Source organism: Miltoncostaea marina (assembly GCF_018141525.1).
Classification (GTDB): Bacteria; Actinomycetota; Thermoleophilia; order Miltoncostaeales; family Miltoncostaeaceae; genus Miltoncostaea; species Miltoncostaea marina.
In genome coordinates, this window is the sequence record NZ_CP064655.1 from 2493416 (window position 1) to 2514919 (window position 21504).

Annotated in this window: 18 protein-coding genes; 12 read left to right on the top strand and 6 right to left on the bottom strand. The window is 77.8% G+C overall.

What is annotated here, in order from left to right; translation table 11 throughout:
* The first annotated feature begins 4 nt into the window (after nucleotides 1-4).
* Nucleotides 5-787: a DUF72 domain-containing protein gene (locus ITJ85_RS12650; protein WP_217913466.1), complete on the top strand. Its 783-nt coding sequence runs from the start codon at nucleotides 5-7 to the stop codon at nucleotides 785-787.
* A gap of 161 nt (nucleotides 788-948) precedes the next feature.
* Complete coding sequence (locus ITJ85_RS12655; protein ID WP_217913467.1) at nucleotides 949-1773, top strand: phosphodiester glycosidase family protein; 825 nt, start codon at nucleotides 949-951, stop codon at nucleotides 1771-1773.
* Here the strand turns inward: ITJ85_RS12655 and ITJ85_RS12660 are convergent.
* Nucleotides 1746-3149, bottom strand: coding sequence for a glycosyltransferase family 4 protein (locus tag ITJ85_RS12660; RefSeq protein WP_217913468.1), 1404 nt, complete (start codon nucleotides 3147-3149; stop codon nucleotides 1746-1748). The two genes, ITJ85_RS12655 and ITJ85_RS12660, sit on opposite strands and share 28 nt — an antisense overlap.
* Before the next feature lie 89 nt (nucleotides 3150-3238).
* Between ITJ85_RS12660 and ITJ85_RS17440 the strand changes: the two genes are divergently transcribed.
* Together ITJ85_RS17440 and ITJ85_RS12665 are read left to right on the top strand one after the other, a co-directional pair.
* Entirely contained in the window at nucleotides 3239-3367 is a 129-nt protein-coding gene (locus tag ITJ85_RS17440) for a hypothetical protein (protein WP_281412195.1), read from the top strand.
* A 42-nt stretch (nucleotides 3368-3409) separates the two neighbouring features.
* Entirely contained in the window at nucleotides 3410-5206 is a 1797-nt protein-coding gene (locus ITJ85_RS12665; RefSeq protein WP_217913469.1) for an ABC-F family ATP-binding cassette domain-containing protein, read from the top strand.
* Between the two features lie 46 nt (nucleotides 5207-5252).
* On the opposite strand, the gene ITJ85_RS12670 is transcribed toward ITJ85_RS12665, so the two are convergent.
* The 3 genes from ITJ85_RS12670 to ITJ85_RS12680 all read right to left on the bottom strand — a co-directional run bounded on the left by ITJ85_RS12670 (nucleotide 5253) and on the right by ITJ85_RS12680 (nucleotide 9635).
* Nucleotides 5253-5717, bottom strand: a complete 465-nt coding sequence (locus tag ITJ85_RS12670; protein WP_217913470.1) for a c-type cytochrome — start codon at nucleotides 5715-5717, stop codon at nucleotides 5253-5255.
* Nucleotides 5718-5757: 40 nt separating this feature from the next.
* Nucleotides 5758-6831, bottom strand: a complete 1074-nt coding sequence (locus ITJ85_RS12675; RefSeq protein ID WP_217913471.1) for a multicopper oxidase domain-containing protein — start codon at nucleotides 6829-6831, stop codon at nucleotides 5758-5760.
* Between the two features lie 143 nt (nucleotides 6832-6974).
* On the bottom strand, nucleotides 6975-9635 hold the full coding sequence (locus ITJ85_RS12680; RefSeq protein ID WP_217913472.1) for a hypothetical protein: 2661 nt from the start codon (nucleotides 9633-9635) through the stop codon (nucleotides 6975-6977).
* 143 nt (nucleotides 9636-9778) lie between these two features.
* Between ITJ85_RS12680 and ITJ85_RS12685 the strand changes: the two genes are divergently transcribed.
* The 7 genes from ITJ85_RS12685 to ITJ85_RS12715 all read left to right on the top strand — a co-directional run bounded on the left by ITJ85_RS12685 (nucleotide 9779) and on the right by ITJ85_RS12715 (nucleotide 17528).
* Complete coding sequence (locus tag ITJ85_RS12685; RefSeq protein WP_217913473.1) at nucleotides 9779-10204, top strand: YciI family protein; 426 nt, start codon at nucleotides 9779-9781, stop codon at nucleotides 10202-10204.
* A gap of 4 nt (nucleotides 10205-10208) precedes the next feature.
* On the top strand, nucleotides 10209-11486 hold the full coding sequence (locus ITJ85_RS17445) for an RNA polymerase sigma factor (RefSeq protein WP_217913474.1): 1278 nt from the start codon (nucleotides 10209-10211) through the stop codon (nucleotides 11484-11486).
* A gap of 181 nt (nucleotides 11487-11667) precedes the next feature.
* Nucleotides 11668-13752 carry a PAS domain S-box protein gene (locus tag ITJ85_RS12695; protein WP_217913475.1) on the top strand — a complete coding sequence of 695 codons (2085 nt, stop codon included), beginning with the start codon at nucleotides 11668-11670 and terminating at the stop codon, nucleotides 13750-13752.
* Nucleotides 13749-14198 carry a response regulator gene (locus tag ITJ85_RS12700; RefSeq protein WP_217913476.1) on the top strand — a complete coding sequence of 150 codons (450 nt, stop codon included), beginning with the start codon at nucleotides 13749-13751 and terminating at the stop codon, nucleotides 14196-14198. Before ITJ85_RS12695 ends, ITJ85_RS12700 begins: the two co-directional genes overlap by 4 nt.
* A complete protein-coding gene (locus tag ITJ85_RS12705; RefSeq protein ID WP_217913477.1) occupies nucleotides 14195-16288 on the top strand; it encodes a putative bifunctional diguanylate cyclase/phosphodiesterase in 2094 nt (697 codons plus the stop codon). The genes ITJ85_RS12700 and ITJ85_RS12705 overlap by 4 nt, the downstream gene beginning before the upstream one ends.
* Nucleotides 16285-17124: a universal stress protein gene (locus ITJ85_RS12710; protein WP_217913478.1), complete on the top strand. Its 840-nt coding sequence runs from the start codon at nucleotides 16285-16287 to the stop codon at nucleotides 17122-17124. Before ITJ85_RS12705 ends, ITJ85_RS12710 begins: the two co-directional genes overlap by 4 nt.
* 122 nt (nucleotides 17125-17246) lie before the next feature.
* Entirely contained in the window at nucleotides 17247-17528 is a 282-nt protein-coding gene (locus tag ITJ85_RS12715; RefSeq protein ID WP_217913479.1) for a hypothetical protein, read from the top strand.
* Between the two features lie 36 nt (nucleotides 17529-17564).
* On the opposite strand, the gene ITJ85_RS12720 is transcribed toward ITJ85_RS12715, so the two are convergent.
* Both ITJ85_RS12720 and ITJ85_RS12725 read right to left on the bottom strand, forming a co-directional pair.
* Nucleotides 17565-18206 (bottom strand): response regulator, encoded by a 642-nt coding sequence (locus tag ITJ85_RS12720; protein ID WP_217913480.1) that lies wholly within the window; start codon nucleotides 18204-18206, stop codon nucleotides 17565-17567.
* Entirely contained in the window at nucleotides 18203-20218 is a 2016-nt protein-coding gene (locus ITJ85_RS12725) for a GAF domain-containing sensor histidine kinase (RefSeq protein WP_217913481.1), read from the bottom strand. The genes ITJ85_RS12720 and ITJ85_RS12725 overlap by 4 nt, the downstream gene beginning before the upstream one ends.
* A gap of 118 nt (nucleotides 20219-20336) precedes the next feature.
* On the opposite strand from ITJ85_RS12725, the gene ITJ85_RS12730 reads away from it, so the two are divergent.
* Nucleotides 20337-21473 (top strand): NAD(P)/FAD-dependent oxidoreductase, encoded by a 1137-nt coding sequence (locus ITJ85_RS12730; RefSeq protein ID WP_217913482.1) that lies wholly within the window; start codon nucleotides 20337-20339, stop codon nucleotides 21471-21473.
* Nucleotides 21474-21504: the final 31 nt, after the last annotated feature.

Below are 21504 nucleotides of genomic sequence, written 5' to 3' on the forward strand. Positions count from 1 at the left end.
CGGGATGGCCGTGCTCATCGGCACCTCAGGGTGGCAGTACCGCCAGTGGCGCGGGCGCTTCTACCCGCCCGGCCTGCCGCAGCGCCTGTGGCTGGAGCACTACGCCGAGCGCTTCGCCACCGTGGAGGTCAACGCCACCTTCTACCGCCTGCCCGGCCCCGAGACGGCCGCCGCGTGGGCCCGCCGCGTCCCGGCCGGCTTCGTCTTCACGGTCAAGGCGAGCCGCTACCTCAGCCACATCCGGCGCCTGCGCGACCCCGCCCAGCCGGTCGCGCGGCTCATGGAGGTGGCCGGGCGCCTCGGCGACCGCCTCGGTCCCGTGCTCGTCCAGCTGCCGCCCGGCATGCGCCGCGACGCCGGCCTGCTCGACGCCGCGCTGGCCGAGTTCCCGCCCGGCGTCCGGGTCGCCTTCGAGCCCCGCGACGACTCATGGTCGCACGCGGAGACGTGGCGCGTCCTCGAGCGCCACGACGCCGCCCTCGCGATGGCCGACCGGCACTCGCGCCCCGTCACCGCGGTGCGCCGCACCGCCACCTGGGGCTACCTGCGGCTGCACGAGGGCCGCGCCGCGCCGCACCCCTGCTACGGCGTCGGCGCCCTCGACGGCTGGGCCCGCCGGCTCGCGGGCCTCTTCGGTCCCGACGACGACGTCTTCGTCTACTTCAACAACGACGGTGCCGGCTGCGCCCCCCGCGACGCCCGCCTGCTCGCCCCGCGCCTCGAGCGGCTCGGCCTGCCGCCCACCCGGGTCCCCGGCGCGCGGGAGACGCCCCTCGTCGGCGCCTGAGCCCCCGGCGACGGGACGTCGCGGGGCGACGGGATCGGCCGGAGGGGCGCCGCCACCGACGGGCGTGTGGCGGACCGCCACGGGGCTTCACGCCGGCGTCACCACCGGCGCCGCGGGCGTTGCGAGGCTCCAGTCGTGCCCGCGACGGCCGATGGGGTGTCATGACGAGCCTCCCCCCGCTCGCCCCGGCGTCAGGGGCGCCGGGCGCACGCGTCCGTGCCGCCGGGCGGGCCGGGCGCATCCGCTGGCGCCTGGGCGACGGGGCGGTCACGACCGTGCACGTGGCGCGTCACGCGCGGGCCGGGACGCGGCTGCGGGTGGCGCTGCTCGACGAGCCGGCGCCGCTGGCGGCGTGGTGCGCGGCGCGGGGCGTGCGCGAGGCGATGGTCGGCGGCTTCTTCGTCTCGGGGACGGCCCGGCCGCTCGGCGAGCTGTGGGTGGACGGCCGGCGGGTGCCGAGCGAGCCGTTCGCCGATCCGTGGCCGGCGCACCGCTCGTGCCTGGCGGTCGCGGGCGAGGCCGTGGCGATCGGCCGGCTGGGGGAGCTGCCGCCGGGCCCCGGCGACCTGCTGCAGGCCGGCCCCCGGCTGGTCGCCGACGGCCGGGCGGTGGCGCGGGACGGCCACGACCACGAGGGGTTCTCGGCCGGCGCGGCGCAGTTCGACTCGGACATCACCGACGGGCGCCACCCGCGGGCGGCGCTCGGGGTGACGGCGGACGAGCTGATCGCGGTCGTCTGCGACGGCCGCCACCCGCACGACGCCGGCCTGACGCTGGGCGAGCTGGCGGCCCTGATGGCGGCGCTCGGCGCCCGGGAGGCGATCAACCTCGACGGCGGCGGATCGGCGGCGCTGGTGGCGGGCGGGCGGCTGCGCAACACGCCGCGCGGCGGCTGGCTGGCGGAGATCCCCGGCGGCCGGCCGATCGTGACCGCGCTGGTCTTCGCGCCGGCCGGGGCTCAGACGGGCCCGGCCACCTCGTCGTAGATCGCCGCGACCCGCGGGGCGATCGCCGGCCAGGTGTAGCGGGCGGCCACCAGCCGCCGGCCGTTGGCCCCGCGCAGCGCGCGCTCGGCCGGGTCGCCCGCGGCGGCGACGAGCGCGGCGGCGAGCGCCTCCTCGTCGTCGGGCGCCACCAGCCACCCGGCCCGCGCGGGCGCGTCGGCCCGGCCCTCGATGAAGGTGGGCGGCCCCTCGGCGTCGCACGCGATCGGCGGCACGCCCATCGCCATCGCCTCCAGGTAGACCTGGCCGAACTTCTCGGCGACCGAGGGCACGGCGAGCACGTCCGCGCAGGCGAGGGCGCGGGCCAGCTCGTGGTGGCCGCGCCAGCCGGTGAAGAACACCTCGTGGCCGGCCGGCGAGGCGGCGGCCGCGTGGGCGGGGTGCTCGCCCTCCCACTCCCCCGGCGAGCCGCCCCACAGCACCAGCGGCAGCGGCCGGCCCAGGCACGCCCGCGCGCGGGCGTGCGCGCGCACGAGCAGGGGCGCGCGCTTGACCGCCGTGAAGCGGCCCACGAACAGCACCACGACCGCGTCGGGGTCGAGCAGCGGCGCGAGCCGGGCCTCGTCGTAGCGCACGGCGCCGGGCCGCCGGTCCTCGGGCGTCCACCCCCGCGGGTCATCGGCGAGCCACCGGCGCCAGACGGCGGCCCGCTCCCCCGGGGCGGCCCGGGCGCCGTCGAAGATCGCGGGGTCGACCCCGTTGGGCACCATGCCGACCGAGCCGGGCGCCATGCCGAGCAGCTCCTCGGCCAGCCGCACGGCCGCGGTCGACGACGCGACCACGCGCGACGAGCGCGCCGCCCAGCGCCGCATGCGCTCCGCCCAGGCCGGCCCGTGCGCCCACGGCGCGCCGGCCTCGATGCGCTGCAGCATGGCCAGCTCGGTGCCGTGCAGGTGGGTCACGACCGGCAGCCCCGGGGCGAGGCGGACGAGCGCCTCGTGCGCGGGCGTCAGGTGGTGCAGGTGCGCGACCTCGACGCCGTCGAGCACGCCCGGCGCGCCGAGGATGCCGCGCCAGGCGGCCACGTGGTGGCCGTACGCGGCGTCGTCGAGCGACGCGAAGACCCGGTCGGGGGCGCCCGGGCGCTCCTCGTAGGACGGGTGCATGGGCGGGCTCGCCATCACCGGATCGGGCGCCCGGACCGCGTCGTCGTACGGCACGGCCACCAGCTCGACGTCCTCGCCGAAGAAGCCCGCCGCGTGGGTCGGCTCGCCGGGCGCGCCGAGCGAGCCCGCCACGACGCGCGCGCGCCAGCCGTCGTCCCCGCGCGGCAGGTGGCGCGCGAGGTAGCGCACGACTTGCGCCGAGCCCCCGCGCGGGAAGAAGACGAGCACGTGCAGGGCGGTCCGGGCGGGCATCGGGCCGGGACGCTACCGCGCCGGCGGCGTTTCGCGGCGGTCGGGCGGGGGCACGCCCCGGGTGCCCCGGCACCGACGGAGGAGGAGCGATGACCCAGAACCCGAAGCGGCCGGCCGACGAGGGCCCGCCGGACGAGCCCGGCACGGAGCCCGTGGAGCCCGGCGAGGTGCGCGAGGACGCCCCGCCGGACGTGCGCGAGGCCGAGCGCGAGGAGTAGCCGCGGGCGGGGCGGCCGCCGGCCCGGCAGGATGCGCGGCCGATGGCCGCCGCCCCCCGCAACCTCCTGAGCCTGCAGTCCGTCGGCATCGGCTACGCCGGCCGGACGATCCTCGACGACGTCTCGCTCGGCCTGTCGGCCGGCGAGCGCGTCGGCGTGGTGGGGCGCAACGGCGACGGCAAGTCGACGCTCCTGCGGCTGATCGCGGGGGCGGAGGAGCCGGACGCCGGCGTGGTGACGCGCGCCGGGGGACTCGACGTGGCCCTCCTCGCCCAGGCCGACGACCTCGACGGCGCGCGCACGGTGCGCGAGGAGCTCGTGGGCGGCCGCGCGGACCACGAGTGGGCGGGCGACCCGGCCTTCCGGGCGGTGCTCGACGGGCTGCTCGGCGGCGTGGCCCTCGCGCGCTTCCCCGCCGGGCTCGACACGCGGGTGGGCGCGCTGTCGGGCGGCGAGCGGCGCCGCGTGGCGCTGGCGCGCCTGCTGCTCGACGGCCCCGAGCTGCTGCTGCTGGACGAGCCCACCAACCACCTCGACGTGGAGGGGGTTGACTGGCTCGCGCGCCACCTCGCCGCGCGGCGCGGCTCGCTCGTGGTGGTGACCCACGACCGGTGGTTCCTGGACGCGGTCTGCACCGCCACCTGGGAGGTCGCCGACGGCGCCGTGCACCGCTACGAGGGCGGGTACGCGGCCTGGGTGCTCGCCCGCGCCGAGCGCGAGCGGCTGGAGGCCGCGCGCGAGGAGCGCCGCCGCAACCTGCTGCGCAAGGAGCTCGCCTGGCTGCGCCGCGGGCCGCCCGCGCGCACGTCGAAGCCGCGCTTCCGCATCGAGGCCGCCAACGCGCTGATCGGCGACGAGCCGGAGCCGCGCGACCGCGCGGAGCTGCTGCGCTTCGCCACGGCGCGGCTCGGACGCAACGTGCTCGACGTCGAGGGCGTCTCGCTGAGCCGGGGCGGCCGCCGCCTGCTGGACGACGTGACCTGGCGCCTGGGGCCGGGAGAGCGGGTGGCGCTGGTCGGCGTCAACGGCTCCGGCAAGACGACGCTGGTGCGACTGCTGGCCGGCGAGCTGGAGCCCGATCGCGGCGAGGTGCGCCGCGGGGTGACGGTGCGCCTGGCCCACCTCTCCCAGGACACCGCCGAGCTGCCCGCCGGCCTGAGCGTGCTGGAGGCGGTGGAGCGGGTGCGGCTGCGCGCCCGCCTCGGCGACGGGCGCGAGCTGACCGCCGCGGGGATGTGCGAGCGCTTCGGCTTCCGCGGCGCCCGCGCCCGCACGCCGGTCGACGACCTCTCGGGCGGCGAGCGGCGGCGCGTGCAGCTGATGCGCCTGATGATGGACGAGCCCAACGTGCTGCTGCTCGACGAGCCGACCAACGACCTCGACATCGAGACGCTGACCGCGCTGGAGGACCTGCTCGACTCGTGGCCGGGCACCCTCGTCGTCGTGAGCCACGACCGCTGGTTCGTGGAGCGGGTCTGCGACGACGTCCACGCGCTGATGGGCGACGGCCGGCTGCGCCACCTGCCCGGCGGGGTCGACCAGTACATGGCGCTCCGGCGCGCGGCGGCCGAGGGGCCGGCCCCCGCCGCGCCCCCCGCCGCGGCCCCGACCGCGCCGCCGGGGGCGGTGCTGCGGGCGGCGCGCAAGGAGGCCGCCCGCCTCGAGCGGGAGCTCGACCGGCTCGGCCAGCGGGAGCGGGAGCTGCACGAGCGGATGGCCGCCGGCGCGACCGACCACGTGCTGCTGCGCGAGCTGACCGCCGAGCTCGGCGCGCTCGCGGGCCGCCGGGAGGAGCTCGAGGCGGCCTGGCTCGACGCCTCGGAGCGGGCCGGGGCGTGAGCGTCACCCGGGGCGACCGCCGGCGGCGGGCGCCCCGGGCACGGTGCTACTGCAGGCTCACCACGTAGGCGACCACGTTGTCCAGGTCGTCGCCCTGCGCGAGACCGGGCGGCATGGCGCCCTTGCCGTTCTTCACGGTGGCCTCGACCACGTCGGCCGTCAGGCCCTGGCCGGCCAGCTGCGGCCCGACGCCGCCGGCGTCCTTGCCGTTGTTCATGTGGCAGCCGGTGCAGGTGGCGGCGAAGAACTGCTGCCCCGCGGCCGCGTCACCCTCGACCTCGCCCTCGTCCTCGGTGTTCGCGCGCGTGGTCGCGCCGCCCGTGGCCGGGTTCGTCTGCTCGCCCCCGGTGGTGGCCTCGGTCGTGGCGGGAGCCGTCGCCTCGGTCGTGGCCTCGGTGGTGGTGCCCGCCGCCCCCTCATCATCGTCGTCGCCGCAACCGGCGAGGAACGCGAGGCTCAGCGCGGCGAGCAGCGCCGCCAGGAGCATCACCGCGGTACGTCCTGTCCTCATGCAGTCCTCCGATCGATGTCTGCCTGCCGGGGGGAGCATGTCATCCCGAGGCGGCCGTCTTCTCGCCGTTTGTCGTGAACAGCCCGAACGCGCCCTTCGCGTGATCGTGGAAGTCGTGCGACACGAACGGGTAGCTACCCTCTTCCTCCACGGTGAACTCCACCACAGCGCCCTGGCTGGGCGCCAGGTTGAGCGTCTGGGAGCCCCGGGTGAGGTTCTCCCGGTAGATGCCCTCGACGAACACCCGGTCGAAGAGCGCGCCGATCACGTGGAACGCCGACCAGCGGCTCGGCCCCGCGTTCTGCACGAACACCCGCACGCGCTCGCCCTTCTCGATGCGCAGGGCGTTCTCGCCGGTGTACTGGTTGGCGTAGCCGTTGAAGACGACGAACTCCGGGTCACCCTTCTGCAGGCGGGCGTAGTCGGAGATCTCGCCGTTGCGGCCCGGGTAGAGGTCGGTCTGGCAGATCGCGAACTCGCGGGCCGGCGGGAGCAGCGACTCGTCCTTCGGGTCGACGATGATCATGCCGTGCTGCCCCTGGCCCACATGCAGCAGCACGGGCGGCACGCCGCAGTGGTACATGAACACGCCCGGCACCTTCGCGATCCAGGAGAAGCTCGCCTCCTCCCCCGGGTCGACGGCCCCGTAGTGGCGCGACCACGAGATCTTCGCCGCGTGGAAGTCCATCGAGTGCTGCAGCGAACCGGTGTTGCGCAGCGTGAAGTCGATCCGGTCGCCCTCGGTCACCCGCAGCACGGGCGAGGGGACGCGGCCGGGCCGGCCGGGGATGTTGAAGCCCCAGGCCAGCATCGTGCGGTCGGGGGCGATCTCGCGCAGGTGCTCGTCGACCTCGAACACGATCTCGTGGCGCCGCGTGGTGGAGCGCGGCGGCGCCTCCGCCGGGAACGTGGTGTGCGGCTCGCGCGGCGCCACGGGCGGGCCAGGGTCGAACGACGCCTCCTGGGGGACGGAATGATCGCGTGCGACCGAGGTGCCCGCGGCCGCCGCCGCGTCGCCGTCGTCGCCGCCGCAGGCGGCCAGGCCGAGCGCGGCCAGCGGCCCCCCGACCGCGAGCCCGCCGATCACCTGCCGCCGCGTGAGCCCCTCGCGCATCTCGCATCCCCCTTCGGTGGTAGGCCCGGGCACTCGTGTGCGCACTTCGGAGAAAATTTCCGCATCGTGGCGTTTCCAACCGCGATCGCCCGCGGGGAGCGCCCCGCTCCGACGCCCGCCTCGGGCCCTGGCCGCCACGTCGCTCAGGCCGACCACCCGGCGCGGCCGCCGCCCGCCGGCGAGCTCGAGCCCCGGCCGGCGGCCCGCGAGCCCGTCGCCCGCGCCGAGACCTGAGCGTCGAGCAGCTCGTAGAGGCGCGGATCGCCCCAGTAGTCGCTGTGCGCGCCGCGGGCCAGGCGCACGTCCCGCGGGCGGTCTCCAGCGGCGGCGCCGTCCGACTCCGTCCAGCCCCCGAGCGCGACCTCGGCGGTGATCGTGCGCCCGATGTAGTCGCCCGGCGTCGCCAGGTTCCACCACTCGGCCACCCCGCGCACGTGGCGCCGCCAGGCGCCGTCGCGGCCGAGCTCGCCCACCCAGGCGAACTGCCGCGGCAGGCGCCGCCCGTAGAGCTGGCGCAACGGCGAGCCGAACGTGATCAGGCGGACGTCGTCCGGCAGCGCCGGCTGGTCGTCGTTGAGCAGCGTCGTCGTCAGGACGGTCCCCTGGCTGTGGGCGACGAACACGATCCGGTCGTAGCCGCCGGACGGGCCGAGGCCGCCCTCGTCCAGGTGGCGCAGCAGGGCGCGGTAGCGGCGCAGGATCTGCTCGCGCGGCAGCGGGCGCGGCGACGGGGCCACGGGCGCCTTCCCGCACAGGCGGCGCCACGCCCGCCACCACCGCCACGACGCCCACGGCCGCCACCAGACCGGCTCGCGCAGGAAGCTGGTGACGTCGTACGGGCGGTCGAGCACGTCGCGCAGGAGCTCCTTCGCCGTGCCTCCGGTGGCGAGCGCGCCGGGGCTCCACCCGAGCCGGCTCGCGCCGAAGAACAGCACGGCCACCGCCCCGCCCAGCACGGCGCTCGTCTGCGAGACGCCGGTGCGGGCGCCGAGGAGGGCGTCGGCGAAGGGCAGCGGCAGGGCGCGCCACCACGTGGCCGTGGCCGCGTAGGCGCCGCAGAGGACGGCCAGGCCGATCACCGGCAGCCCGGCGGTCTCGAGCGCCCACAGCGCCCGGGTGACGCGGTCGGCCTGCCGACCGCCGGCCGGCGGCCGGGCCTCGCCGCGCAGCCGGCGACCGGCGGCCGCCGCCAGGTGCGGCACGGCCCCGGCCAGCGCGATCGCGAGGCCGGCAAGCAGGGCGATCGGCACGGTGTAGACCAGCGGCGCCACCGAGACGCCGTGCAGGGCCGAGCCCCACTCCCAGGCCGTCGCCGTCGTCCCCCAGGCGTCGGGCGCCTCGCTCCAGGGCCGCCAGTCGCCCGGGTCGGCGACCACCCAGGCCGGGCCGCCGCCGTCGCCGTAGAGCCGGCTGCGCTCGGCGAGCGGCCGGGCCACGCCGCCGACCGCGGCGGTGCCGAGGGCGAGGATCAGGGCGATGCCGAGTGGGGCCGCCGCCAGCGAGACGACGGCGGTGAGCCCGGCGCGCGCGAGGCCGGCCAGCCGCCTGCGGCGCGCCTCGCGGGGCACGCGGCCGCGCCGGCCGAGGGCCGTCCACGCGAGGCGCGCCGCCATCAGCAGGACGCCCGCGGCCACCGAGGCGAACAGCAGGATCCACGCGCCGCGGAAGGCGTACGCCACGTCGACCGCCACCGCGTCGGCGATGCCGGCGGCCACGTCGCCGTCGCGCATCGTCGCGCGCACGGCCGCGACGGCCGCGGTGGCGGCCAGGAACAGCATGCCGACCGTCGTGGCGGCGGTCCGGCCCGAGCGCTCGTACCGCAGCAGCCCCACCCACGCCACGGCAGCCAGCAGGAGGCCCGCCACGATCGCCACGGCGGTCCGCACGCCGACCGACCGCCCGTCGACCCAGAGCGTCGCCACCAGCACGCCCACCAGCCCCAGCACGCCGATGCTGATGACGATGACGGGCACCGCCAGCACCCACTCGGCGAGACCCAGCATGGCCCGGTCGGCCCTGCGCAGGCGGGCGCGGCGGGAGACCGGCCGCGGCGGCAGCGGGGCCGGCTCGGGCATGCCGTCGCGTCGCCAGGCCGCGCGCCCGGCGGCCGCCAGCTGCAGGAAGAGCCCGACGAAGGCGGCGATGAACGACCGCAGCGCCGCGGGGAAGCGGCTCGCGTCGGCCCAGAAGAACTCGTAGACGTCGGCCTCGGGCAGGCCGCCGGGCCGGCGCACGGCGTACCGCTGCACCGACTGCGGCGCCTCGGGCTGCCGGGCCAGGCGCGCCGCGCGGCCGGCGGCCATCTCGGCGGCGGCGGCGGCCGCGATGGCCGGCTCATCCGCCGTCACGTGCAGTTCGTGGACGATCGACCCGCGCACGTCCCGCCGCACGCCGGCGGCACCGTCGCCGCCCGCCGCCGCGAGGGCCGCGGCCGCCCGGGCCTCGGCCGGCGTCGCGAACGCGATCGCCAGCGCGCGCGCCCGCACCCGCCCCGCGCGGCGCATGCGGAACTCGCGTACGAGGCCCGCCCGGCCGGGGCCGGACGGCCCGGGGCGGGCCGAGAGCTCCTGCGCGGTGAGCGCCCGGGCGCGCGCCCGGGGGCGCAGCGCATCGGCGTCGCGCGCCTGCAGCAGCGCGTCGTGCAGGTCGGGGGTCACCGAGAACCACTCGACCGTCTCCGTCGCCGGGCCCCAGCCGCGGTGCCGGATGAGGCCGCTGACCAGCGTCTCGGCGCCGCTGCCGCGGGCCTCGTCGCCGACGCCGAGCGTGACGACGACGGCGCACCGCTCCGCCTGCGTGCCCACCTCGCGTGCCTCCCGGACGCCTCTCGGCGAGGCTCGGTCACGCGGCACGCGCACGTCAAGCACAATCGTCCGGCGCGCCGTGTCGATCCGGGCGCCGCCCGTTCGTCACCCATGTGCGACCACCCCACAGGAGGAGATCGACGATGCGGTTCATGGTCCTGGTGAAGGCGGACGAGCAGACCGAGGCGGGGCGGATGCCCACGGCGCGGGAGCTCGAGGCGATGGGCAGGTTCAACGAGGAGCTGATGAAGGCCGGCGTGCTGCTGGCCGGCGAGGGCCTCCGCCCCAGCTCAGAGGGCGTGCGCGTGCGGTTCGAGGGCGACCGGCGCACCGTCATCGACGGGCCGTTCGCCGAGACGAAGGAGCTGCTTGCCGGGTTCTGGCTGCTCCAGTGCGCGTCGCGCGACGAGGTCGTCGAGTGGATCAAGCGGGCCCCGTTCGACGGCGGCGCCGAGATCGAGATCCGCCAGGTGTTCGAGGCGGAGGACTTCGGCGAGGAGCTCTCGCCCGAGGCGCGGGCCGCCGAGGAGCGCATGCGGGCGGAGCTCGAGCGCCGCGCCGCCGGCTGAGGCCGTGGCGGCCGACGCCGCCCGGGCGATCGAGGCCGTGTGGCGCATCGAGGCGCCACGGCTGATCGCCGGGCTCACCAGGATGGTGCGCGACGTCGGCCTGGCGGAGGACCTCGCGCAGGACGCGCTGGTCGCCGCGCTGGAGCGGTGGCCGGGGTCGGGCGTCCCGGACAGGCCGGGCGCCTGGCTCATGGCCACCGCGCGCAACCGCGCGATCGACCTCATCCGGCGGGGCCGCCGGCTCGACGAGCGCCACGCCGAGATCGGCCGCGACCTGCGGGCCCGGCAGCTGACCGCGCCCGACCTCGCGGCCGCGGTCGACTTCCCGGTGGAGGACGACCTGCTCGGCCTGGTGTTCATGACCTGCCACCCGGTGCTCTCGGCCGACGCCCGGGTGGCGCTCACGCTGCGGCTGCTCGGGGGGCTGACCACGCGGGAGATCGCGCGAGCCTTCCTCGTCGCCGAGGCCACCGTCGCCCAGCGCATCGTGCGCGCCAAGCGCACGCTCGCCGAGGCGCGGGTGCCGTTCGAGGTGCCGGGCGGCGAGGAGCTCTCGGAGCGTCTCGCGTCCGTGCTCGAGGTCGTCTACCTCGTCTTCAACGAGGGCTACGCCGCGACCGCGGGCGACGACTGGACGCGGCCCGCGCTGTGCGAGGAGGCGATGCGCCTGGGGCGCGTGCTCGCCGGCCTGGCGCCGCGCGAGCCGGAGGTCCACGGCCTGGTGGCGCTCATGGAGCTGCAGGCCTCGCGCATGCGCGCGCGGGTGGACCGCACCGGGGCGCCGGTGCTGCTGATGGACCAGGACCGCGCCAGGTGGGACCACGTGCTGGTGGGGCGCGGGCTGGCCGCGCTCCAGCGCGCCCAGGAGCTGGGTGGGGCGCTCGGCCCGTACGCCCTCCAGGCGGCGATCGCGGCCTGCCACGCGCGCGCCCGCACGGCGCAGGAGACCGACTGGGCGGGGATCGCCGCCCTGTACGACGCGCTCGCCCAGCTGCGGCCCTCCCCCGTCGTCGAGCTCAACCGGGCGGTGGCTGTGGGCATGGCCTTCGGGCCAGCGGCCGGCCTGGAGCTCGCGGACGCCCTGGCCGACGAGCCGTCCCTGGCCGGCTACCACCTGCTCCCGGCGGTGCGCGCGGACCTGCTCGAGCGCCTCGGGCGCCGCGACGCGGCGCGCGCCGAGTTCGGCCGCGCGGCGACCATGACGGCCAACGAGCGCGAGCGCGCCGTGCTGCTGGCGCGGGCCGCGGGCGCGGCCGACGGCGGCGGCCCCTCGCCCCGCTGACCCCGCCGGCATGCGATCCCGGGCCGGAACGCAACGCTGATGGCGGGCGATTCGCTACGCTGAGAGGACGAAAGCGTCGTTGCGCCGTGCGCCGGACGTCGTATCGTGATCTCGGTCCGTCCCGCCGGGCCGCACCCCGCAGAGGACCACCTCGACCGCCCCGCGACCGGAGCAGACACGCATGGCACGCCGCGCGCTGCCACACCTCATCGCCGCGCTGGTGGCGGCGATCGCGGTCGCGGGCGCCGTGGTGGCGTGGAACCACGAGCAGGACCGCGCCCGCGAGGAGCGCGGGGCGCGCGCCCAGACCACGGCCGCCGCCCTGCGGTTCCACCTCGCCACCGTGTTCGTCTCGCTCGAAGGCCTGCGCGGGCTCGTGGAGGGCTCCGATCGGATCGACCCGGAGCGCTTCGAGGCCTTCGCCACCGTGTCGCTCGCCGCGCGGGGCGGGCTGCTCGCGGGCTGGGTGCCGCGCGTCACGGCCGCTCGGCGCGACGACTTCGGGCGGCCGATCCTCGAGCGTCAGGCGTGGGACGAGCGGCCGCGGCCGGCCGGCGACCGCGCGGTGCTCTTCCCCGTCGCGCTGCTCGCCCCGGCGTCCGTGGCCGACGCGCTGCTCGGCATCGACATCGGCTACGACCCGCAGGTCCGGCCGGCGATCGTCGCGGCGCGGGACACGGGCCGGGCCCGGATGACGCCGCCGGTGTCGGTGCCCGCGCTCGGCGGCACGGTGATCATCGCGGTGCGGGCCGCGTACGGCCGCCTGCCGAGCCACCCGCCGACGCCCGCCGGCCGGCGCGCCGCCTTCAGCGGCGTGGTGGCGAGCGTCCACCGGCTCGACCAGCTGGGCGACGCGGTGCTCGCCGACCTGCCCGAGGACACGGTCCTCGAGATCCGCGACGGGGGCGGCGTCATCCTGCCCGCCCGGGGCGATCTGGACGGCGCGAGCACCGAGCGCCTCGACGTGGCGGGGCGGGAGTGGGAGGTGCGCGTCGCCGGCGGCCACGCGGCGTCGATCCTGCTGCCCGCCGTCGTGCTGGCCGGCGGCCTCGTGCTGGCGGCGCTGCTGTGGCTGCTGATGCGCTTCTCCGCCCGGCGGGAGGCCGAGGCGCGTCGTGCGGCCGACGAGCTCGCCCGGGCCGCCGAGCGCCACCGCGCCGTCGTCGACACCGCCGCCGACGGCATCATCACCATCGACGAGCGGGGGGTCATCGAGACGGTCAACACCGCCGCCGAGCGGCTCTTCGGCTACACGAAGGAGGAGCTCGCGGGGCGCAACGTGAGCGCCCTGATGCCCGACCCGGACAGCGCGGCCCACGACGGTTACCTCGAGCGCTACCTGCGCACCGGCGAGGCGCGCATCATCGGCATCGGGCGCGACGTGACCGGCCTGCGGCGCGACGGCTCGGCGTTCCCCATGCACCTCTCGGTGGCGGAGATGCGCCTCGGCGACGAGCGGCGCTTCACGGGCATCGTGCGCGACATCAGCGCGCGGGTCGCGGCGGAGGAGCGCGTGCGCGCGCTCAACGACGAGCTGGAGGAGCGCGTGCGCGAGCGCACACGCGAGCTGGAGGTCGCCAACCGCGAGCTCGAGGCCTTCTCGTACTCGGTCTCGCACGACCTGCGCGCGCCGCTGCGCAGCGTCAACGGCCTCAGCGCGATGCTCGTCGAGGACCACGCGGACGGCCTGCCGGCGGACGCCCGCGACCTGCTGGAGCGCATCCGTGCCGCCGGCGGCCGCATGGGCGAGCTGATCGACGACCTGCTGCAGCTCAGCCGCATCAGCCGCACGGAGATGCGGCGCGAGGAGGTGGACCTCGGCGCGATCGCCCACCAGGTCGCCGACGGGCTGCGCGAGCACGACCCGGGCCGGCGGGTCGAGTTCCGCGTCGCGGACGGCCTGCGGGCGAGCGGCGACCCCCGCCTGTTGCGCGTGGTGCTGGACAACCTGCTGGGCAATGCGTGGAAGTTCACGCGCGATGTCCCGGACGCCGTGGTGGAATTCGGGGCGTGTGCCGATGACGGCACGACGCGCTTCTACGTGAGGGACAACGGGGCGGGGTTCGACATGGCGTACGCCGACAAGCTGTTCGGGCCGTTCCAGCGGCTGCACCACCAGGACGAGTTCGAGGGCACCGGCATCGGCCTCGCCACGGTCCACCGCATCGTGCGCCGGCACGGCGGCGAGGTGCGCGCCGAGGGGCGCGTCGGCCGTGGCGCGACGATGTGGTTCACCATCCCCCCCGCCGCAGAGGAGCGCCGATGAGCTATCAGGGGCCGATCCTGCTCGTCGAGGACAACGCCGACGACGCCCTGCTCACCCGGCGGGCGCTGACCCGCGGCGGCCTCGAGAACGAGGTGGTCCACGCGCGCGACGGCGTGGAGGCGCTCGACTACCTGTTCGGCACGGGGACGCACGCGGGCCGCGACCCGGGCGACGTGCCGGTCGTGATGCTGCTCGACCTCAAGCTGCCGAAGCTCGACGGGCTCGACGTGCTGCGCCGGGTGCGCGGCAACGAGGCCACCCGGCTGCTGCCGGTGGTGATCCTGACCTCCTCCCAGGAGGAGCAGGACCTGATGGCCGGCTACGAGCTCGGCGCGAACAGCTACGTGGTGAAGCCGGTCGAGTTCGGCCAGTTCGTGGACGCCGTGCGCGAGCTCGGCCTCTACTGGGTGCTGCGCAACAAGCGCGCCAGGGCCTTCCCGGGGTGACCGAGCGACCCGCCGGCGGGGGGCGCGCGCTGCGCCTGCTGATCATCGAGGACGACGCCGACGACGCGTTCCTGCTCGAGCGGCACCTCGCGCGCGAGGGCTTCGACGTGCGCTCGCGGCGGGTCGACTCGGCGCCCGGGCTGCGGGAGGCGCTCGCTGAGGGCGGATGGGACGTGGTCGTCTCCGACCACTCGATGCCGCGCTTCAGCGCGATGGACGCGCTCGAGCAGATCAAGGGCGCCGGCATCGACGTGCCCTTCATCATCGTCTCGGGCACCATCGGCGAGGAGCGCGCCGTCGCCGCGATGAAGGCCGGCGCGAGCGACTACATCGTGAAGGACCACCTCAGCCGCCTGGCCCCCGCCATCGAGCGCGAGCTGCGCGAGATGGGCGAGCGCGCCGCGCGCCGGCGCGCCGAGTCGGCGCTGCACGACAGCGAGGCGCGCACCCGGGCGATCGTGGAGGCCGCGGTCGACGGCATCGTCGCCACCGACCACGCCGGCGCCATCCAGATGCTCAACCCGGCCGCGGAGCGGATGTTCGGCATCACGGCCGCCGAGGCGCGCGGCCGGCCGGTGCACACCCTCGCGGACGACCCGCGCCCCCCGCGGGGGCGGGGGCCGTCCCGCCTGCCACGCGAGATCATCGGCCTGCGGCCCGACGGCACCCGCTTCCCGGCCGAGGTGAGCGAGAGCGAGGTGCACCACACCGACGACGTGGCGGTCACCTACATCGTGCGCGACGTCAGCGAGCGCAAGCGCTTCGAGCAGCAGCTCGCGCACCGCGCGAGCCACGACGCGCTCACCGGGCTGCCCAACCGCAGCCTGCTGCACGACCGCCTAGAGCTGGCCTTCGCGCGGGCCGCGCGCACGGGGCACCGGCCGGCGGTGCTCTTCCTCGACCTGGACCACTTCAAGGTCGTCAACGACAGCCTCGGCCACACGGCCGGCGACCGCCTGCTGGTGGCGGTCGCCGGGCGGCTCTCGGCCGTGCTGCGCCCCCAGGACACGCTCGCCCGCCTGGGCGGCGACGAGTTCGTCGCGCTGGTCGAGGACATCGGCGGCGAGGCGGACGCCCTGCGGGTGGCCGGGCGGCTCCAGGCCGCGCTCGTGGACCCGTTCGACGTCGACGGCGCCGAGGTCTTCGCCAGCGCGAGCGTCGGCATCGCCCTCGCCTCCGGGCCGGACGCGAGCCCCGAGAGCGTGGTGCGCGACGCCGACGCGGCGATGTACCGCGCCAAGGAGCGCGGGCGCGGGCGCTCCGAGCTGTTCGACGAGCGCATGCTCGAGCGGGCGGTGCACCGGCTCGAGACCGAGAGCGCGCTGCGCCGGGCGATCGCCGGCGACGAGCTGCGGGTGGCCTACCAGCCGATCCTCGACCTCGAGCGGGGCGCGATCGCGGGCGTCGAGGCGCTCGTGCGCTGGCAGCACCCACAGCGCGGGCTGGTGATGCCCGGCGACTTCATCCCGCTCGCCGAGGACACGGGCCTCATCACCGAGCTGGGCGCGATCGTCCTGGAGTCCGCGTGCCGTCAGGCCCGCGCCTGGGGCGCGGGCGCCGCCCGGCCGGTGTCGGTGTCGGTCAACCTGTCCGGGCGCGAGCTCGGCGCGCCGGGCTTCGTGCGGTCGGTCGCCGACACGCTCGACGCGACCGGGCTCGATCCGGCGCTGCTGTGCCTGGAGATCACCGAGAGCATGCTGATGGTCGACCTCCAGGCCACCCTCGGCGCGCTCGCCGACCTGCGCGCGCTGGGCGTGCGGCTGGCCGTCGACGACTTCGGCACCGGCTACTCGGCCCTCGCCTACCTCAAGACCTTCCCGGTGCACGAGCTCAAGATCGACCGCTCGTTCGTCGCCGGGCTCGAGCGCGACCCGCGCGACGCGGCGATCGTCGGCACCATCCTCGCGCTCGCCGAGGCGCTGGGCCTGTCGGTGGTCGCCGAGGGCGTCGAGACCGAGGCCCAGGAGCGGCGCCTGCGCGAGCTCGGCTGCCGGCTGGCGCAGGGCCACCGCTTCGCGCGACCGGCCCTCGCCGAGGACATCGGCCCCCGGCTGCTCCTGCCGGGCGACGGCGACGGCGGCCGGCGATGACGGCGTTCGCGCGCGTCGTGTGCGGGATCGACGGAACGCGGGAGGCGGTCGAGGCCGCGCGCCAGGCCGCCCGGGTCACGGCCCCCGGCGGGCGCCTGCTGCTGCTGGCGGTCGCGGCCCCGTTCGACGCGCTGGCCGGCCGCTGGGGCCCCGAGCCGCCCCCGCGCGCGCGCATGGGCGCGGCCGACCGCACGCTGGAGGAGTCGCTCGACGAGCTGCGCGCCCGCGCCCGCGCCTCGCTGGAGCTGGCCGGCCGGCAGGCGACGGGCCCCGCGGAGGTGGCGACCCGGGTCGTGGACGGCGACGTGGACGCGCGCATCCTCGAGGTGCTCGACGAGGAGCGCGCCGACCTGCTCGTCGTGGGCCCGCAGCCACACGGGCGCCTGCTGGGCGCGGCCGTCGGCGAGGTCACCACGACGATGCTGCACGACGCGCCCGTGTCGGTGCTGGTGGCGCGCCGGCCCTTCGAGCCTGACCGCTTCCCCGCCACGATCGTGGCGGGCGTCGACGGCTCGCCGGCCTCACGTCGCGCGCTGGCCGTCGCGGCCGCCCTGCGCGAGCGGGCCGGCGGCCGGCTGACGGTGGTGGCCGCCGGCCGCGACGCCGCCCCGGCCGAGGACGCGCTGGAGGGGCTCGCGGCGCCGCACGGGATGGTGGTCTCCACCGGCCGGCCGGTCGAGGCGCTCGTCGACGCCGCCCGGACGGCCGACCTGCTCGTGGTGGGCTCCCGCGGGCTGCGGGGCGCGACGGCGCTCGGCAGCGTCAGCGAGCGGGTGGCCCACCGGGCGCCGTCCTCGGTGCTGGTGGTGCGCGCCCGGGACGACGCCGGCCGCTGACGCCGGGTTCGGGTTTCCCGCAGCCGCGGCGCGCGGCCGCGCGGACGACCCGGGGGCACCCGCCGCGCCACCATGGGGCGATGCCGCCCGCCGCGGGCGGCCGGACACGGGAGGGGACGGCCATGGCGACCTCGACACTGCTGCTCGCGCGCTACGAGGTGCAGGACGTCGACCGGTTCGTGGCGGCGTTCGACGGCTACGAGGCGACGCGCAGGGAGGCCGGCGCGACCGGCGCGCGACTGGTGCGCTCGCCCGATGCCCCCGGCACCGTGATCGCGCTCATCGATTTCCCGGACCGGCCGGCGGCCCGGGCGTTCGCCGAGCTGCCTGACCGGCTGCGGACGCTGGAGGCGGCGGGCGTGCGCTCGCGCACGGACGAGCTGTGCGAGGTGATCCGGATGTGACCGCGCGGGGCCCGGCGCCCGCCGCGGCCCGGGCGGTCAGTCGGGCTCCTCCATGAGGCCGCCGTCCAGGGCCGCCCGCACCAGGCCCGCGCGCGTGGACACGCGCAGCTTGACCATCACATGGGCGCGGTAGCTCTCGACCGTCCGCACGCTCACCACCAGCCGGTCGGCGATCTCCTGGTTGGTGTGGCCCAGCGCGAGCAGCCGCAGCACCTCCCGCTCGCGCGCGGTCAGGCGGTCGAGCAGCCCGTCGCGGGGCGGGGCGGCGAGCGCCGCGCCGAGCGACGGGTGCACGTAGCGCTCGCCGGACGCGACCGCCCGGATGGCCCGCACCAGGTCCTCGTCGGCGGCCGACTTCAGCAGGTAGCCGTCGGCGCCCGCGTCGAACGCCCTGCGCACGTCGCGGGCCTGGTCGTGCATCGACAGCACGAGGATGCGCGCGCCGGGCGCCCGCTCGCGGATGCGCGCCGCGCCCTCGATGCCCCCAATGCCCGGCATCTCGATGTCCAGCACCACGACGTCGGGGTCGAGGCGCGGCAGCGCCCGCAGCGCGTCCTCAGCCGTCCCGGCCTCGCCCACCGGCTCGAGCCCGTCCTCGCGCTCCAGCAGCAGCCGCAGGCCGGCCCGCAGCACGGCGTGGTCGTCGACCAGCAGGATGCGGACGGGCGGGCGGCTCACGCGACGTCGATGTCCACGACGACCGCCGTGCCCGCGCCGGGGGTCGACTCGATCCGCAGGTCGCCGCCCAGCAGCTCCACCCGCTCGCGGATGCCCGCGATGCCGAGCCGCTCGGTGGGCGCGCCGGGATCGAAGCCCCGTCCGTCGTCCTCCACCACCAGGCGCAGCCGCCCGCGGCGGGCCGCCAGCACCACGCTGGCGTGCTCGGCCCCGCTGTGGCGGGCGATGTTCGTGAGCGACTCCTGCACCACCCGGAAGACTACGGTCTGGACCTCGACGGGGAGGCCCTCCGGCGCGCCGCGCGCGTCGACGTCCACCGCGAGGCCGCCGCGGCGCAGCTGGGCCGCCAGCTCCTCGACCGCGTCGGCGAGGCCGTGCTCCTCCACCGCCGACGGCCGCAGCCGCGTGGCCAGCTCGCGCAGGCCGGCCGAGGCCGAGGCCAGCGAGCGGCGCATCTCGGCGATGCGGGCGCGGATCTCGTCCGAGACCACGTCGGCCTCGAGGGCGCGCAGGTGCAGCGCGAGCGCGGTCAGCACCTGGCCCGATTCGTCGTGCAGCTCGCGCGCGATGCGGGCGCGCTCGCGCTCCTGGGCCTCCACCGTCCGGCGCAGCCCGTCGGCCGCCGCCTGCTCGGCCGCCGCGGCGGCCTCGCGCCGGGCGAGCTCGCGCAGGGCCTCGCGCTCGCCGGACACCCGCCGCGCGTTGGCGAGCGCCACCGCGACCTGGCTCGAGAAGGTCTCGAGCAGCCGCCGTGCGCCCTCGTCGAACGGCCGCCAGCCCACCGCCACCAGGGCGCCGGCCGCCTCGTCGGCGATCGTCAGGGCGCAGGCCTGCACGGCCGGCGCGCCCAGCGAGCCGCGCAGCGCGGCGGCGAGCGACTCCATGTCGGCCGGCCCGCTGCTGCCCTCCAGGCCGAGTGCGTCCACGCCGTGGGCGTACCGGAACACGAGCTCGTCGCCGTCGCGCAGGGCCACGCCGACGGTGTCGGCGCCGGTCAGGCGGCGCGCGCGGCGCGCGACCAGCGGCAGCAGCGCGTCGAGGTCGAGCGTCGAGAGCACCGCCCGGGCGACCTCGGTGACGCTCTCGATCTCGTCCGCCCGCCGCCGCTCCCGCTCGTAGCGGCGCACGTTGTCGACCGCCACCGCCGCCTGCGCCGCCAGCGTCAGGGCGATCGCCTCGTCCTCCTCCGTGAACGGGCCGCCGGCCTTGTCGGTGAGGTAGAGGTTGCCGAACGCCTCGCCGCGCAGCGCGATCGGCACGCCGAGGAACGAGTCCATCGGCGGGTGGTGCGGCGGGAAGCCCGACGAGCGCGGGTCGTCGCCGATGTGGTTCAGGCGCAGCGGGGCGGCGTCGCGGATCAGCACGCCGAGGATCCCCCGGCCGCGCGGCAGCGCGCCGATGCGCTCGCGCTCCTCGTCGGAGAGGCCCGCGGTGACGAAGCGGGCGAGCTGCGTGCCGGTCGCGTCGAGCACGCCGAGGGCCGCGTAGCGGGCGCCGACCAGCGTGCGCGCCGACGCCACGATGCGGGCGAGCAGGTCGTCCAGCGAGCTCTCCAGGCCCAGCCCGACGCCCGCCTCGACGAGGGCGGCCATGCGGGCGCGCGCCTCCTCGGCGCGGCGCTGGGCGGCCACGAGCCCCAGGCGCGACGCCAGCAGGCCGGCGAAGGCCTCCATCGCGTGCGCCGCCGTCGCCGCCGGCACGCCGGCGCCGGGGTCGGCCGTGCCGATCAGCACCGCCTCGCCGCCGCCCTCGATCGCGGCCGCGGCCGACACGGCGCCGGGGGTCCCGCGCGACGCCTCGGCCAGCAGCGCCCCTGCGTCGGGCGCCGGCGCCGCGGCGCCGCCCCGCCACCAGTGGCCGCGCAGGCGGGGGCCCTCCTCGCCGGTCACCACGAGGGCCACCGCCGCCAGCCCGGCCACCTCCGCCACGAGGCCGAGCAGGTCGGCCTCGACGGCCCGCTCGGGGGGCGCGCCCGGCCGGCGCGCAGGTGACGGGTCGGCGGATCCGCGCACCCGTCGAGCGTACGCCACCGGGCGGACGGGTCGCGACACGCCGCCCTACGGCGAATCCGCAGGGGGCGCCGCGCGGGCCCGGATGGCCCGGCGCCCCCGGCCGGGGAGCATGGCTGCCATGGTGGACGACGGCGCGACGGACGGCGGGCGGGGGGCGAGCGGGCGGGTCCAGGTGCTCGTGGCCGGCGCCGGCGTCGCCGGCGTGGAGACCGCGCTGGCCCTGCGGGCCTTCGCCGGCCCGGCCGTCCGGGTGCGGCTCGTCGACCCCGGGCGCTGGTTCCGCATCCCCGCCACCGCGACGGCGCGCGCCTTCGGCCCCGGCGGCCCCGTCGAGCACCCCCTCGTCGACGTGGCCGCGCGGGCGGGGGCCGAGCTGGTCGCGGCGCGGATCGAGGCGGTCGACCCCGCCCGGCGCCTCGTGCTGCTGGCCGGCGGCGCCCCCCTGGCCTACGACGCGCTCATCGTCGCCGTGGGCGCCCGCGCCGAGCCGTCGGTGCCCGGCGCCCTCAGCTTCCGCGGTCACGCCGACGCGGCGGCGGCGCGCGGCATGGTGGACGACATCGCCCAGGCGGCCGAGCGCGGGCGGTCGACCCGCATGGCGGTCGTCGTCCCCGAGGGGGGCGCCTGGGCGCTGGCCGGCTACGAGCTGGCCCTGATGGCCCGCGAGCACCTCGTCGCGGCCGGCGCCGCCGACCGCGTCGAGGTCACGGTCGTGACCGCCGAGGCGATCCCGCTGGCGCCGTTCGGCGCGCGGGCCGCGGCCACCGTGGCCCGGATGCTCGCGCGCGCCGACGTGCGCGTCAGCGCGGCCACGGCCGTGCGCGGGTGGCGCTGGGGCGCGCTCCAGCTCGCGGACGGCCGCGAGCTGCCCGCCGACCGCGTCATCGCGCTGCCCACCCTGCGCGGGCCGGCGATCGAGGGGCTGCCCTGCGACGAGCGGGGCTTCGTGCGCGTCGCCGCCGACAACTCGGTACCCGGCGCGCGCGACGTGTGGGCGGTCGGCGACGGGAGCACGTCACCGATGAAGCACGGCGGCGTCGCCTGCCGGCAGGCCGACGCGGTGGCCGCCGCGATCGCGGGGCGGGTGGGCGGGGACCCGGCCGGCGCGGACGCGGAGGGCGCCCGGGTGGCGCCGGCGGCGCCGCTCTGGCCCGTCCCCAAGGTCGCCGGCCGCTTCCTGACCCCGTTCCTGCAGCGCTGGCCGGAGCCGGCACCGGCCGGCGCCGTGTCCACGGGGGCGGCCGACCGGCGCTGAGCGGCGGGCGGCCGGCATGCGGCATTGCCGC

Excerpts from the sequence above, each read along its gene's own strand:
- ITJ85_RS12650 (WP_217913466.1), top strand. The coding sequence starts at position 5 with ATGGCCGTGCTCATCGGCACCTCAGGGTGGCAGTACCGCCAGTGGCGC.
- ITJ85_RS12655 (WP_217913467.1), top strand. The coding sequence starts at position 949 with ATGACGAGCCTCCCCCCGCTCGCCCCGGCGTCAGGGGCGCCGGGCGCA.
- ITJ85_RS12660 (WP_217913468.1), bottom strand. The coding sequence starts at position 3,149 with ATGCCCGCCCGGACCGCCCTGCACGTGCTCGTCTTCTTCCCGCGCGGG.
- ITJ85_RS17440 (WP_281412195.1), top strand. The coding sequence starts at position 3,239 with ATGACCCAGAACCCGAAGCGGCCGGCCGACGAGGGCCCGCCGGACGAG.
- ITJ85_RS12665 (WP_217913469.1), top strand. The coding sequence starts at position 3,410 with ATGGCCGCCGCCCCCCGCAACCTCCTGAGCCTGCAGTCCGTCGGCATC.
- ITJ85_RS12670 (WP_217913470.1), bottom strand. The coding sequence starts at position 5,717 with ATGAGGACAGGACGTACCGCGGTGATGCTCCTGGCGGCGCTGCTCGCC.
- ITJ85_RS12675 (WP_217913471.1), bottom strand. The coding sequence starts at position 6,831 with ATGCGCGAGGGGCTCACGCGGCGGCAGGTGATCGGCGGGCTCGCGGTC.
- ITJ85_RS12685 (WP_217913473.1), top strand. The coding sequence starts at position 9,779 with ATGCGGTTCATGGTCCTGGTGAAGGCGGACGAGCAGACCGAGGCGGGG.
- ITJ85_RS12695 (WP_217913475.1), top strand. The coding sequence starts at position 11,668 with ATGGCACGCCGCGCGCTGCCACACCTCATCGCCGCGCTGGTGGCGGCG.
- ITJ85_RS12700 (WP_217913476.1), top strand. The coding sequence starts at position 13,749 with ATGAGCTATCAGGGGCCGATCCTGCTCGTCGAGGACAACGCCGACGAC.
- ITJ85_RS12710 (WP_217913478.1), top strand. The coding sequence starts at position 16,285 with ATGACGGCGTTCGCGCGCGTCGTGTGCGGGATCGACGGAACGCGGGAG.
- ITJ85_RS12715 (WP_217913479.1), top strand. The coding sequence starts at position 17,247 with ATGGCGACCTCGACACTGCTGCTCGCGCGCTACGAGGTGCAGGACGTC.
- ITJ85_RS12730 (WP_217913482.1), top strand. The coding sequence starts at position 20,337 with ATGGTGGACGACGGCGCGACGGACGGCGGGCGGGGGGCGAGCGGGCGG.